The organism is Vibrio sp. D417a, assembly GCF_030248595.1.
In the GTDB taxonomy this organism is placed as follows: domain Bacteria; phylum Pseudomonadota; class Gammaproteobacteria; order Enterobacterales; family Vibrionaceae; genus Vibrio; species Vibrio alginolyticus.
This window is the reverse complement of record NZ_JAHGAM010000026.1, coordinates 50,914-65,375: the sequence shown is the minus strand read 5'-3', so window position 1 is coordinate 65,375 and position 14,462 is coordinate 50,914. Positions and strand designations below refer to the sequence as shown.

Annotated in this window: 13 protein-coding genes; 11 read left to right on the top strand and 2 right to left on the bottom strand. The window is 47.3% G+C overall.

Translation table 11 applies throughout. From position 1 onward, the window contains the following. The first annotated feature begins 77 nt into the window (after nt 1-77). The 5 genes from KI742_RS19820 to KI742_RS19800 all read left to right on the top strand — a co-directional run bounded on the left by KI742_RS19820 (nt 78) and on the right by KI742_RS19800 (nt 4,085). A complete protein-coding gene (locus KI742_RS19820; protein ID WP_005379043.1) occupies nt 78-245 on the top strand; it encodes a hypothetical protein in 168 nt (55 codons plus the stop codon). A 166-nt stretch (nt 246-411) separates the two neighbouring features. Further along, nucleotides 412-678: a YihD family protein gene (locus KI742_RS19815; protein WP_033906580.1), complete on the top strand. Its 267-nt coding sequence runs from the start codon at nt 412-414 to the stop codon at nt 676-678. 308 nt (nt 679-986) lie between these two features. Beyond that, complete coding sequence (gene ccoG / locus KI742_RS19810) at nt 987-2,408, top strand: cytochrome c oxidase accessory protein CcoG (RefSeq protein WP_005379038.1); 1,422 nt, start codon at nt 987-989, stop codon at nt 2,406-2,408. Between the two features lie 53 nt (nt 2,409-2,461). After that, entirely contained in the window at nt 2,462-3,448 is a 987-nt protein-coding gene (locus KI742_RS19805) for a serine/threonine protein kinase (RefSeq protein ID WP_005379037.1), read from the top strand. 34 nt (nt 3,449-3,482) lie between these two features. Next, nucleotides 3,483-4,085 carry a thiol:disulfide interchange protein DsbA/DsbL gene (locus KI742_RS19800; RefSeq protein WP_005379036.1) on the top strand — a complete coding sequence of 201 codons (603 nt, stop codon included), beginning with the start codon at nt 3,483-3,485 and terminating at the stop codon, nt 4,083-4,085. A gap of 46 nt (nt 4,086-4,131) precedes the next feature. Here the strand turns inward: KI742_RS19800 and KI742_RS19795 are convergent, their stop codons facing one another. Beyond that, the gene (locus tag KI742_RS19795) at nt 4,132-5,010 is read right to left on the bottom strand and encodes an acyltransferase (RefSeq protein ID WP_238844200.1); all 879 of its coding nucleotides are present in this window, start codon (nt 5,008-5,010) and stop codon (nt 4,132-4,134) included. 149 nt (nt 5,011-5,159) lie between these two features. On the opposite strand from KI742_RS19795, the gene KI742_RS19790 reads away from it, so the two are divergent. Continuing rightward, complete coding sequence (locus KI742_RS19790) at nt 5,160-6,116, top strand: DUF2860 domain-containing protein (RefSeq protein WP_005379034.1); 957 nt, start codon at nt 5,160-5,162, stop codon at nt 6,114-6,116. Nucleotides 6,117-6,171: 55 nt separating this feature from the next. Here KI742_RS19790 and KI742_RS19785 read toward each other — a convergent pair whose 3' ends face one another. Next, a complete protein-coding gene (locus tag KI742_RS19785; RefSeq protein ID WP_005383862.1) occupies nt 6,172-7,695 on the bottom strand; it encodes a YifB family Mg chelatase-like AAA ATPase in 1,524 nt (507 codons plus the stop codon). A 464-nt stretch (nt 7,696-8,159) separates the two neighbouring features. Here KI742_RS19785 and ilvG point away from each other — a divergent pair, with 464 nt between their 5' ends. From ilvG to ilvA, 5 genes are read left to right on the top strand one after another with little or no spacing between them, the layout of a single operon-like run. Next, entirely contained in the window at nt 8,160-9,806 is a 1,647-nt protein-coding gene (ilvG, locus tag KI742_RS19780) for an acetolactate synthase 2 catalytic subunit (protein ID WP_005378960.1), read from the top strand. Between the two features lie 11 nt (nt 9,807-9,817). Further along, nucleotides 9,818-10,102, top strand: coding sequence for an acetolactate synthase 2 small subunit (gene ilvM, locus KI742_RS19775; protein ID WP_005378958.1), 285 nt, complete (start codon nt 9,818-9,820; stop codon nt 10,100-10,102). 12 nt (nt 10,103-10,114) lie between these two features. Continuing rightward, nucleotides 10,115-11,053 carry a branched-chain-amino-acid transaminase gene (ilvE, locus tag KI742_RS19770; protein WP_285385948.1) on the top strand — a complete coding sequence of 313 codons (939 nt, stop codon included), beginning with the start codon at nt 10,115-10,117 and terminating at the stop codon, nt 11,051-11,053. Between the two features lie 13 nt (nt 11,054-11,066). Further along, nucleotides 11,067-12,908, top strand: coding sequence for a dihydroxy-acid dehydratase (gene ilvD, locus KI742_RS19765; protein ID WP_005383859.1), 1,842 nt, complete (start codon nt 11,067-11,069; stop codon nt 12,906-12,908). Nucleotides 12,909-12,910: 2 nt separating this feature from the next. Continuing rightward, entirely contained in the window at nt 12,911-14,458 is a 1,548-nt protein-coding gene (gene ilvA / locus KI742_RS19760) for a threonine ammonia-lyase, biosynthetic (RefSeq protein WP_017635600.1), read from the top strand. Nucleotides 14,459-14,462: the final 4 nt, after the last annotated feature.

The window sequence follows — 14,462 nt, the reverse complement described above, 5'->3', positions numbered from 1 at the left end:
AATCTTGTTGGAGCCTAGCTCATAATGATTCAGGCCATTACATCGGCAATGGATATGCCTGACAGTTAGGTAAATTAATGCGCCCAACAACAGTCAGGTTCGCACACACTAATACTAGTGCAATGCGCCGCCGCAGTGGCTTTACTACTGCACCAAAGGCAAAGCAAGTTGCGCCAGCAATGACATTGGTTGAGAAGACAGCAATGATGTCGAGTGTTCCGGCCAAAGTTATCAAAGCAGCTTAATCAAAAGCGCGGCGCCAGCTGCGCTTTTTTCTTTGCACGCGACTCATAAAGCTTCAAAGACTTAGAACAAACTACAGTGAAAGAGATAGTTTTTCCTATTTGGTCTTCGCAAAGCAATTTGGTACCTTTACTGCTAATTACACCTATAAATTCTGTGGAGAAAGACATGAAGTGTCATCGCATTGAAGAGCTGCTTGAGCTACTAGAGCCTGAATGGCATAAAGAGCAAGAGCTGAACCTACTGCAGTTCATCGTTAAGCTGGCAAAAGAAGCAGGCTATGAAGGAAAGCTAGAAGATCTGACCGACGATGTACTGATCTACCACCTTAAAATGCGTAATAGCAGCAAAGATGAAATGATCCCTGGACTCAAAAAAGACCAAGAGGACGATTTTAAAACGGCGATCCTACGCGCTCGTGGCATCATCAAATAACCAGCTCAACAGCCAGTATTCTTTAAGCGACTCTCTCTGTGAGTCGCTTTTTTATAACCAAAGTTTTTAGTCCCACAATTGGTTATAACTGTTCAGCCAATTATCAGGTTAACTGTACTGATTTTTGTTGTTAAACATTGACTGCGTTAAAGAAACGGAATTGTTATTGATTGTATAATCGCCGTTCATCAGTATTTACTAAAATAATTATGTTCGGTCATCTTTATGACGGAACGAGCAGCAATGTCATCGAGCGACATCAATAGAAATGACGCCGTACATTATAAAAGCCTAAGAAGGATGAGTGCATGAGTCAGGACAAGATCGATATCAAAGATGTGACTCCTAAAACCTATAATCCCAAAACCCACAAAGGAAACGGGGATCGGTTTAACCCAAGTAATCGCATCTATGTACGCGAAAGTAAAGGAACTTACCAGAAACTACGTCGTTACGGTGGTTGGTTCTTACTACTTCTCTTCGCTTTGATACCGTGGATTCCTTACGGTGAACGTCAAGCGATCTTGCTTGATATTGGCAACCAGCAGTTCAACTTTTTCGGTACCACACTGTACCCACAAGATCTTACCCTACTCGCCTTGCTGTTTGTGATCGCGGCGTTTGGGTTGTTCTTTATTACCACCTTCTTAGGTCGGGTTTGGTGTGGCTATCTCTGCCCACAAACCGTCTGGACCTTCATGTATATCTGGTTTGAAGAGAAGCTGGAAGGTAGTGCCAATAAACGCCGCAAACAAGACTCCAATAAGCTGACGGCGAATTTAGCGATGCGTAAAGCCGTCAAACATATAGCTTGGTTTGCCATTGCACTCGCCACTGGTTTTACTTTTGTTGGCTACTTCGTACCAATGAAGCAATTGGTTATCGACTTTTTCACCTTTAACGCCAACTTTTGGCCCGTCTTTTGGGTAATGTTCTTTGCCATTTGTACCTATGGTAATGCTGGTTGGATGCGTTCCATCATGTGTATTCACATGTGTCCTTACGCGCGCTTCCAGTCTGCCATGTTTGATAAAGACACCTTCATCGTTGGCTACGATGCAAAACGTGGGGAAAAACGTGGCCCACGTCCGCGTAAAGCCGATCCAAAGCAACTTGGTTTGGGTGATTGTATTGATTGTGATTTGTGTGTGCAGGTGTGCCCAACAGGTATCGATATTCGTGACGGCTTGCAGTATGAATGTATCAACTGTGGCGCCTGTATTGATGCGTGTGACAACACCATGGATCGCATGGGCTACGAGAAAGGCCTAATTAGTTACACCACCGAGCATCGCTTATCGGGTAAGAGTACCAAAGTCATGCGTCCGAAGCTGCTAGGCTATGGTGCCGTACTACTCGTCATGGTCGGTCTTTTCTTTGCCCAAATTGCAGCGGTAGACCCAGCCGGCATGAGTGTTATTCGCGACCGTAACCAACTGTTCCGCGTTAATAGCTCGGGAGAAGTAGAAAACACCTACACCCTCAAGGTGATCAACAAAACTCAGCAAGTGCAAGAGTACTCGTTGGATGTTGAAGGGCTATCCGATGTAAGCTGGTATGGTAAGCAGACAATTCAGGTCCAGCCAGGTGAGGTATTGAACCTGCCAATGAGTCTTGGTGCCGATCCTGACAAGCTAAACTCTGCGATTACGACAATTCAGTTTATACTCACCGATAAGAGCAACGAATTCACTATTGAAGTAGAAAGCCGTTTTATTAAAAAACTATAGCGCTACTTCAGTGACTAACGGAAAAAGGCTCAGTAATGAGCCTTTTTGTTTATATGTCCCAAAGTATGTTTAACTTTGACGCCCTTACCCCAGACTTTATGTGGTACGCGTTAGAAAGCATCGGCGTTCGCGCAGAATCAGGCTTTCTTCCCCTCAATAGCTACGAAAACCGTGTTTATCAATTCACTGACGAAGAGCGTCGTCGTTATGTCGTCAAGTTTTACCGTCCTGAACGTTGGAGCAATGAACAGATCCAAGAGGAACACGACTTTACTTTAGAGCTGATTGGCAATGAGATCCCCGTCGCACCACCTGTGCGCATCAACGGTGAAACCCTGCATCACTATCAAGGCTATGCTTTTGCGCTGTTTGATAGCGTGGGTGGTCGCCAATACGAGGTTGACAATTTAGATCAGCTCGAAGGTGTAGGGCGTTTCCTTGGCCGCATCCATAAAGTCGGCAGCCGCCAAGCCTTCCAACATCGCCCTACGATCGGCTTACAAGAATACCTGTATCAACCAAGAGAGATTCTGCAAAACGCCAATATGATTCCAATGCACTTGGAGAACAGCTTCTTCAATGACTTGGATATGCTGATCAAATCAATTGAAAGCCACTGGCAAGAAGGCTTCAATATGATTCGTTTGCATGGCGATTGCCACCCAGGCAATATTTTGTGGCGAGATGGCCCTATGTTTGTTGATTTGGATGACGCTCGTAACGGCCCTGCAGTACAAGACTTATGGATGCTACTGAACGGTGAACGCCAAGACAAACTGATGCAGTTGGATATTGTTTTAGAGGCTTACCAAGAGTTTTGCGACTTTAATCCTGCAGAATTGAAACTAATCGAGCCACTTCGCGGTCTACGAATGGTGCACTATATGGCATGGCTAGCAAAACGTTGGCATGACCCTGCATTTCCTCTCGCTTTTCCATGGTTTAATGAGCCAAAATACTGGGAAGGTCAGGTCCTTGCATTTAAAGAGCAGATCGCCGCTTTAGAAGAAGCACCGCTGTCTTTAATGCCTCAATGGTAAGTCAGGCCAAAAATTCAAAAATGGAGATATTTCGATGAAAAAACTGTTCGCACTGTTTTCTATGCTGATGCTAAGCCTGTCGGCACATGCAGCGCAATTCAAAGAAGGTGAACATTACAAAGTATTGGATCTTGAGGCATCAAAAAAACCTCTTGTGACGGAGTTTTTCTCTTTCTACTGCCCGCACTGTAATAGCTTTGAACCTGTAATCCAGCAACTGAAAAAGCAGTTGCCAGAAGGCACTAAACTACTAAAAAACCACGTTTCTTTCATGGGTGGCAATATGGGCCCATCAATGAGCAAAGCCTACGCGACCATGGTTGCACTAAAAGTGGAAGACAAAATGGTGCCTGTGATGTTTAACCGCATCCACAATCTAAAGAAGGCGCCACGTAACGATGAAGAGCTTCGCCAAATCTTCCTTGATGAAGGTGTAGACGCGAAGAAATTCGACTCTGCATTCAAAGGCTTTGCGGTTGATTCCATGGTTCGCCGTATGGACAAGCAATTTGAAAACAGCGGTCTAACCGGCGTTCCTGCGGTTATCGTTAACAACAAATACCTAGTTCAAGCACAAAGCATCAAAACGATGGATGAGTACTTCTCTCTGGTGAACTACTTGCTGACACTAAAATAAGCACATCGATATCAATCAAAAGGGGAGCACATCGCTCCCCTTTTGTTTACTTGTAAATCTCTTGTAGTAACCGATCTTTTTCTTGCCACACATCACTCAGCCATTGCTGAAATTGCCGCTTATAGGGCTTATCGTTGAAGTAATCACCAAGCACTCTTTCATCAACGGGTAACACATTTACACGCACAACCACCTTGCTCATGCGGCCCATCAATAAATCCTTGAACGGTTTATGCGTATTTTCTGGGTACGCCAACGTCACGTCGATAATGCTCTCGAACTGTTCCCCCATCGCCGCTAACGTGTACGCAATCCCGCCCGATTTTGGTTGCAGCAAATATTGATAGTTTGCTTTACTCTTACGCTGCTTTTCTTCGGTAAATCGGGTTCCTTCGACATAGTTAACCACTGTGGTTGGAGTGTGTTTGAACTTAGCGCACGAGCGACGTGTCGTCTCTAAATCTTGACCTCGCTTATGAGGATTGCGGATCAGATACTCTCGCGAATAGCGACGCATAAATGGCATGTCGAGCGCCCAACACGCCATCCCGATGAAAGGCACATACAGCAGTTGTTGCTTGAGGAAAAACTTCGGCATGGGAATACGGTCTTTAAACACGCAGCAAAGCACAACAATATCGGTCCAACTGAGATGGTTACTGATCAGCAGATACCACCCGTCTTTTTTAAGCGCTTCACCGCCCTGAACATCCCACTCAACACGGTTAGATACCGCCAGAATGCACGCATTAACGGTAGCCCATAACCACATCACCTTATTGGCACAAGCGGTCGCTAGTGCTTTTAGCTTTACGCCAGGAAGCAATATTTTAAATACAGCGATAACACAAATTGCGAGTGAACAAACCGCAGAATTGAGAATCACAAAAGAAGCGTTAAAAAAAAATAACAAATATGCCAACATGATAGTCAAACAACAGTGATAATGTGTGAAGAATAAAACAGCGTGTAATTATACTGCGCCTTTGCCACATTGGAACATGCGTGGGAATGGTCAGATTTGTTACCGCAACCAATATGTGCACCACTCATTCGACAACAAGGAGATAACGAATGAAACCAAGGCTACTTCTCTTGCCTTTGGCCTTTGTCGTCAGTTCTGCTCAGGCTCAACTCGCTGAAACCGCAGGTTTTGGCGGTGAAATTTCGCTGAATGCCGGATTCATATCATCAGAATCCAATTTCAATACAGAAAATAGTAACACCATCGATTCTCTCGATAAGCGTGCCGATAGTGACAGTTCCGTTATCGCTGCACCGCTAGGGAGTGTGACATACACCTTTGGTAGCCGACTCAACCACCAAGTTTACGCCGGTACCACACGCTCAGATGTCGCGGTAGGTACACTCGCTTTTCAGTTGGGCTATCAACACGAGCTACAATCTGGCACCGTGCTCGATGTTTCCTATCTGCCGACGGTACTCAAAGGCGAAACTTGGCGCAACCCTTATCAAGTAGGAACCGCACGTAAAGAGACGGATGTTGACGGCAATGCGTATCGCTTTCAGATCAAAGGGTTAATTGATAAGAACTTCAACCTTGATCTTGCTTATGCTGATAAAGACATCGAGCAGGAGGAAGTGACAGACCGCTCACTTGCTCGCGATGCTAACCTTTACTATGTCAAAGGCGACTATCGCATTCCACTCAACCAAACGTCTATGTTGCAACCCGCTTTCACCTACATCAATCAAGATGCCGACGGTAAAGCGGAGTCATTTGATTCGTACGGATTTGACATTAGCTGGTTTAAATTTATCAACCGCCATCGATTGGCCCTCACAGCGGGTTATGCATGGAAAGACTATCAAGCCGCTAGCCAAACTTTTGCTAAAACACGAAATGACGACACCATCAGCCTATTTGCGGCCTACGAATATCAAAACGTATTTGACTGGCAAGACTGGTCGTTCATTTCTTTAGCCGGCTATAGCCAAACTGACTCGAATATCACGTTTTATGAGGAGAAAGAGTACCTATTGTCGCTTGGTCTCAACTACACCTTCTAACGTCCTTCATCGCAACAAGGTGCTTACAAAACTTGTTGCGATGACACTTTGCTGTCTATACCGCTTGCGCCGTAAGCTGTTTCAGTAAACGGTCCATCGCTCGATACCCAAGTGCCTCGGCCAAGTGCGTTCGTTCAATTTGCTCCGCCCCATCCAGATCGGCGATTGTTCGCGCCACTTTGATAATACGATGATACGCACGAATCGAGAGTCCTAAACGGTGCAAAGCGGTTTCAAGAAACTCAGCATCACTCTTGTGCAAGGGACAAAACGCCTCAATTTCTCGACTACCTAGCAGTGCATTGACCTTACCACTGCGGTTTAGCATATTGTTACGCGCATGGCTCACACGCGCTTTTACGATAGCAGTCGGCTCACCGCGATCACCACCTTCTGCTAATGTCCCTTTGGGCAAAGCTGGGATTTCTAAAGACATATCAAAGCGATCTAACAGTGGTCCAGATAATCGACCAAGGTAGCGCAAAATAGCTTGTGGATTGGTGCGCGCTTGATTGCCTTCGTAATATCCTGTCGGGCTTGGGTTCAAGGCTCCAACTAATTGGAAGCGAGCCGGAAAGCGTGTTTTACCTTGCGCTCGAGAGATAATGATCTCGCCAGATTCGAGCGGTTCGCGTAACGAGTCTAGAACTTTACGATCAAATTCGGGCATTTCATCGAGAAACAATAACCCGTTGTGGGCTAAAGAGATCTCCCCTGGTCTGGGTACCGAGCCACCGCCGACTAATGCCGCCATTGAACTTGAATGATGCGGAGAACGAAACGGACGCGACTTCCAGTTATGCTCATTAATTTCACTCTGAGTCAACGATGCCACCGAAGCGGTTTCCATTGCTTCTTCGTCACTCATTTCCGGTAATAAGTCACACAAACGCGAAGCCAACATCGTTTTTCCAGTACCTGGCGGGCCAAGGAAAAGTAAGTTGTGGTTTCCAGCGGCAGCAATCTCCAGTGCTCGCTTACCTTGTTGTTGGCCAATAATATCTTGTAAGTCTCGACCATGTTTTTCGATCGTTTTTCGCTTAGGCGTTTGAAAAAGATTCAGTCGATGTTGACCACAAAGCTCGGCACATACTTCCAGTAATGATTGGGCCGATTTATGTTGTTCCTTCCCCACTAGCGCCGCCTGATCGCCATTCACATGTGGGACGACCAAATGACGTTGAATCTTACTGGCTTCCAGCGCAGCAGGCAGCACACCTTTTACAGGTCTCAGACCACCAGATAGTGCTAACTCACCAACAAATTCGTAGTTTTTGAGCTTATCTGTCGCGATTTGCTCCGAAGCGGCCAAAATTCCCAATGCAATAGGAAGATCAAAACGCCCTCCCTCCTTGGGTAGATCTGCCGGAGCCAAGTTCACGGTGATCCGCTTAGCAGGAAATTGAAAGTTAGAATTAATGATCGCACTGCGTACGCGATCTTTGGACTCTTTTACCGTTGTCTCTGGCAAGCCTACTAAGGTAAACCCTGGCATGCCGTTGCTGATATGAACTTCTACACTAACCGATGGCGCTTGCACCCCGACGCTTGCTCGACTATGAATGATTGCCAGCCCCATACGTTCCTCAATTTTTTGAACACTCTGTAAACAAATGTTTTATCTAGTTGTTTATGTTATATACCGCGTCCCAATTGAGAGTTAATGTGAAAAAAGAATGACTTTTTGCTTGTCATGCAGCGGAATTGTGTGATACCACTAATGACGCAAACAATTTCGTAGAACATTACACAACATTTTTTAACGAAAAAAGAACGACAGACAGATGAACCTTTTCGCTCATATCAACGCACTGCTAGCCCTGATTATCGTGGTCATTATTGGCACCGCGCGGGGTATTGTGGGCGAAAGGTAGCCACAAATTACAAAAAACCCCCGCACTGAAAAGTCCGGGGGTTTTTTTACAACTACAAGTTGTCATCTGTCTAACCCTCGGACAGTTTAACGGGAAGAATGGGAGTGCACATGAAGTGCAATAAATATGGCAATCGCTACGAGCCACAACGTAGCAAAGGAGGTTTACGATGACTGGTGCACAACTTGTCGTAGCCGCTTTAAGACAGCAAGGCATCGAAACCGTTTTTGGCTACCCCGGCGGGGCCATCATGCCAATCTATGATGCTTTGTATGACGGTGGGGTGGAACACATCCTATGCCGTCACGAGCAAGGGGCCGCTATGGCAGCTATCGGGATGGCTCGTTCCACTCAAGACGTTGCTGTGTGCATGGCAACTTCTGGCCCAGGAGCCACTAACCTTGTTACCGGCCTTGCCGACGCTTTCCTTGACTCCGTACCTCTAGTTGCCATCACAGGCCAGGTTGCTAGCTCTCATATCGGTACCGATGCATTCCAAGAAATGGATGTGATCGGAATGTCCCTAGCCTGTACTAAGCACAGCTATCTCGTGACCGAAATTGAAGATCTAGCTCCGACACTTGCCGAAGCCTTTGAGGTCGCAAAAACCGGTCGTCCGGGTCCAGTCATTGTCGATATCGCCAAAGACGTTCAACTCGCTCAAGCACCTACAGACCTTCTTCCTCCATACATAGCACCAGCAATCGAAGATGTCAGCGCTGAAGATATCAAACGTGCGCAAGATGTGCTGGCAGCATCTACTCGCCCAGTGTTGTATGTTGGTGGTGGCGTGCAACTTGCAAAAGCAACCGATGCAGTACGCGAATTTCTTCGCTTAAACCCAATGCCTGCAGTTAGCACATTAAAAGGTCTCGGTACCATTGAACGCCATGATCCTCACTATCTTGGTATGTTGGGTATGCACGGCACCAAAGCCGCCAACCTAGTGGTTCAAGAAGCCGATCTATTGATTGTGGTTGGCGCGCGTTTTGATGACCGTGTGACGGGTAAGCTCGACACGTTTGCACCAAATGCGAAAGTGATTCATATCGACATTGATGCTGCGGAGATTCATAAACTGCGCCACGCCAACGCACCATTACGTGGCGACATCAACACCATTCTTCCTCAGCTAGAGCTGACTCAAGATATTTCACCGTGGGTTCATCACAGTGAAAGTCTGCGCAGCGGCTTTAAGTGGCGTTACGACCACCCGGGCGAGTTAATCTACGCACCGCTATTGCTTAAACAACTGTCTGACATGATGCCAGATAGCTCAATTGTCTCGACCGACGTCGGTCAGCACCAGATGTGGGCAGCGCAACATATCCAGCCACGCGAACCACAAAATTTTATCACTTCTGCTGGCCTTGGCACCATGGGCTTTGGCTTGCCAGCGGCGATGGGTGCTGCAGTCGCACGTCCTGATGATCAGTCTATCCTTATTACAGGTGACGGTTCATTTATGATGAACGTTCAGGAATTGGGCACGCTGAAGCGTCGTCAGATTCCAGTGAAGATTGTCCTTCTTAATAACCAACGTCTTGGCATGGTTCGCCAATGGCAGTCATTGTTCTTTGACGGTCGCCACAGTGAAACCATTCTTGATGACAACCCAGATTTCGTGATGTTAGCAAAAGCGTTCGATATCCCGGGCAAAACCATCACCAAGAAAGAAGAAGTCGAACCTGCTCTCAAAGAGATGCTAGCGAGTGAAACTTCTTACATGCTTCACGTTTTGATTGATGAAGAAGAAAACGTGTGGCCATTGGTGCCACCTGGCGCATCAAACAGTGATATGTTGGAAAATACATAGGAGACAATCGCATGGACAGATATTTACTCGACATCAAAGCCGATGACAAACCGGTACTGTTGGAGCGCGTTCTACGTGTGATTCGTCACCGAGGCTTCGTGATCAAACAAGTCGCTGCTACGCAAAACCACGAAAGCAAAGTAGCCAGCGTCGAGATCATCGTCGACAGCGATCGACCAATCTCGTTTTTGATCAATCAAATAGAGAAGTTGTGGGACGTTCGTAAGGTTGAGGTGCTAAAAATCCGCAACGATGAACTGCCAAATCACAACTTACAACAACACGTAAGTGCATAAGGAAGGCAACAAATGGCAACGAAAACTGCAGATTTCATTTGGTTTAATGGTGAGATGGTTCCATGGGCAGAGGCGAACGTTCACGTTCTGACTCACGCAATGCACTATGGTACATCCGTGTTTGAAGGCGTGCGCTGTTACAACACACCAAAAGGCCCAATTGTCTTCCGTCACCGTGAGCATGCACAACGTCTAAAAGATTCTGCCAAGATTTACCGCTTTCCGATCCCTTTCTCTGTAGAAGAAATCATGGAAGCGACCCGCGAAACACTGCGCCAAAACAAACTCGACAGCGCTTACATTCGTCCATTGGGTTTTGTCGGTAATGTTGGCTTAGGCGTATGTCCACCAGTTGGCACTGAGATGGATCTAATCATTGCAGCATTTCCTTGGGGCTCTTACTTAGGCGAAGAAGCGCTAGAAAAAGGTGTCGATGCGATGATTTCAAGCTGGAACCGCGCTGCGCCAAACACCATCCCAACTGCAGCTAAAGCAGGCGGTAACTACCTATCTTCACTACTGGTTGGTGGTGAAGCGCGTCGTCACGGTTACGACGAAGGTATTGCGCTAAGCGTAGATGGTTACCTATCGGAAGGCGCCGGTGAAAACATCTTCGTTGTCAAAGATGGCGTAATCACCACACCACCAGCAACTAGCGCGATTCTACCGGGCATCACTCGCGACTCGATCATGACAATTGCACGCGATAAAGGCTACGAAGTACGTGAAGCGAACATTGCTCGTGAAGCCCTTTACCTTGCCGATGAAGTCTTCATGACAGGTACTGCGGCTGAGATTGTACCAGTGGCAACCATCGACAAGATTGAAGTGGGCACTGGTAAGCGCGGCCCTATCACTAAAGAACTACAAGCAGCCTACTTTGGCCTATTTGACGGCACCACGGAAGATAAGTGGGGCTGGTTAGACTATGTGTACCCAGAACAGAAGTAAGAAGGATTAGGAAATGCCAAAATATAGATCAGCTACCACCACACATGGTCGTAACATGGCGGGTGCACGAGCACTGTGGCGTGCAACGGGCGTGAAAGAAGAAGACTTCGGTAAACCAATCATCGCCGTTGTAAACTCGTTTACTCAATTTGTTCCGGGTCACGTACACCTGAAAGACATGGGTCAGCTTGTAGCACGCGAAATCGAAAAAGCTGGCGGTATTGCGAAAGAATTCAACACCATCGCGGTTGATGATGGTATCGCAATGGGTCACGGCGGCATGCTGTACTCACTGCCTTCACGCGAACTGATCGCAGACTCTGTGGAGTACATGGTCAACGCGCACTGTGCCGATGCCATGGTATGTATCTCTAACTGTGACAAAATCACTCCAGGAATGTTGATGGCATCTATGCGTCTTAACATCCCTGTTATCTTTGTTTCTGGTGGTCCAATGGAAGCGGGTAAAACCAAGCTTTCTGATCAGATCATCAAACTAGACCTTGTAGATGCGATGATCCAAGGCGCGGATCCAAAAGTGTCTGATGAGCAAAGCGAGCAGATCGAACGTAGCGCATGTCCAACGTGTGGATCGTGTTCAGGCATGTTCACTGCAAACTCAATGAACTGTCTAACGGAAGCACTGGGGCTTTCTCAACCAGGTAACGGTTCTATGCTGGCAACGCACGCTGACCGTGAACAACTGTTCCTTAATGCAGGTCGTCGTATCGTTGAACTGACTCGTCGTTACTACGAGCAAGATGACGAATCAGCACTGCCGCGCAACATCGCTACGTTTGATGCGTTCGAAAACGCGATGGCGCTGGATATTGCAATGGGCGGTTCAACCAACACCATTCTGCACCTACTTGCCGCGGCGCAAGAAGGTGAAGTGGATTTCGATATGGAAGATATCGATCGCCTATCACGTCAAGTACCACATCTATGTAAAGTGGCACCATCTACCCAGAAATATCACATGGAAGACGTACACCGCGCAGGTGGCGTCATGGCAATTCTTGGTGAGTTAGATCGTGCAGGTCTTCTACACAATGATGCGCGCACCGTGCTTGGCCTTTCGATGAAAGAGCAGCTGGCGAAATACGACATCATCCAAACTGAAGACGAAGAAGTACTTAAGTTCTACCGCGCAGGTCCCGCGGGTATTCGTACTACTCAAGCGTTCTCACAAGATTGCCGCTGGGATCGCCTTGATGACGACCGTGCGGAAGGTTGTATTCGTACTATCGATCATGCCTTTAGCCAAGAAGGTGGTCTAGCCGTTCTATCAGGCAACATCGCATTAGATGGTTGTATCGTTAAGACTGCTGGTGTGGATGAGAGCATTCATAAATTCACTGGCCCAGCCGTAGTTTTCGAAAGCCAAGAAGACGCCGTAGAAGGCATCTTGGGTGGCAAAGTAAAAGCAGGCGACGTGGTTGTTATCCGTTACGAAGGCCCTAAAGGTGGTCCGGGCATGCAAGAAATGCTTTACCCAACCACTTATCTAAAATCGATGGGCCTTGGCAAAGAGTGTGCACTTCTGACTGACGGCCGTTTCTCTGGCGGCACATCAGGTCTTTCTATCGGCCACGCCTCTCCTGAAGCAGCAAACGGCGGTGCAATTGGCCTGGTAAAAGAAGGCGATATGATCGCAATTGATATTCCAAACCGTTCAATTTCACTCCAAGTGTCTGAACAAGAACTTGCTGAGCGCCGTGCAAAACAAGACGAACTAGGCTGGAAACCAGTTGACCGCCAACGTGAAGTTTCCTTTGCACTCAAAGCGTACGCGAGTATGGCAACCAGTGCTGACAAGGGTGCAGTACGAGACAAGTCGAAGCTAGAGGGCTAGCAATGATGGAAGCTCAACCCGAAAAACAAGTGAACCAAACTGGCGCAGATTATCTGCGCCAAATCCTTCGCGCACCTGTTTATGAAGTAGCAACAGTGACGCCACTGCAAGAAATGCCTCGTTTATCTGCACGTATCGGGAATAACGTGCAGATCAAGCGTGAAGATCGCCAACCCGTACACTCGTTCAAATTGCGCGGTGCATACAACATGGTGGCGAGTTTATCTGAAGCACAAAAAGCCGCTGGTGTCATTGCAGCATCGGCAGGTAACCACGCTCAAGGCATGGCGCTCTCTGGTACTAAGCTAGGCATCAAGACCACCATCGTGATGCCCAAAACCACACCAGACATCAAAGTCGATGCGGTACGTGGCTTCGGTGGCAATGTAGTGCTGCACGGCAGCAACTTTGATGAGGCAAAAGCGGAAGCGGAACGCCTTTCTGATCTGCATGGGTACACATTTGTCCCTCCTTTCGATCACCCACTGGTGATTGCAGGTCAAGGCACCATAGGCATGGAAATGCTGCAGCAAAATGGTCACCTTGATTACATCTTCGTCCCTGTCGGTGGTGGCGGTTTGGCTGCCGGTGTTGCGGTACTCGTGAAGCAGCTAATGCCAGAAATCAAAGTGATTGCGGTCGAGCCAGAAGATTCTTCATGCCTCAAAGCAGCATTGGATGCAGGTGAACCAGTAGTATTAGACCAGGTCAGCATGTTTGCCGATGGCGTTGCAGTAAAACGCATTGGTGAAGAGACGTTTCGTCTATGCCAAAAGTACATTGATGGCCATATTGCAGTCTCTAGCGATGAAATCTGCGCAGCAGTAAAAGACATCTTTGAAGACACCCGTGCGATTGCAGAGCCTTCTGGCGCGCTTGCTCTGGCGGGTTTGAAGAAGTTTGCTGAGCAAAACAAACTGCAAGGTAAGAATTTAGGTACTGTGCTGTCTGGTGCCAACACTAACTTCCATGGCTTACGTTATGTTTCTGAGCGTTGCGAGCTTGGTGAGAAACGTGAAGGTTTGCTTGCCGTCACCATTCCTGAGCGTCAAGGTGCCTTCTTTGAGTTCTGTAACCTCATTGGCGGCCGCGCCGTAACGGAGTTTAACTACCGCTACAACGATGACGCATTAGCAAATATCTTTGTCGGTGTGCGTTTGCAAGGCGGTCAGGAAGAGCTAGAACATATCATTCACGACTTACGTGATGGTGGCTACCCAGTGGTTGATTTGTCTGATGATGAAATGGCGAAGCTGCACGTGCGCTACATGATTGGTGGTAAGCCGTCTAAGCCGCTTAAAGAGCGCCTCTACAGCTTTGAATTCCCAGAGTATCCTGGGGCGCTACTTAAGTTCTTAAGCACACTCGGCACACACTGGAATATCAGTTTGTTCAACTACCGTAACCACGGCGCTGACTACGGACGTGTTTTATGTGGTTTCGAGTTAGATGAAAGCGATTTAGCTCAGTTTTCTGCACATTTACGTGAACTTGGCTATCAATGCAAAGACGAGACAGACAACCCATCGTATAAGTTTTTCTTGTCATAAAACG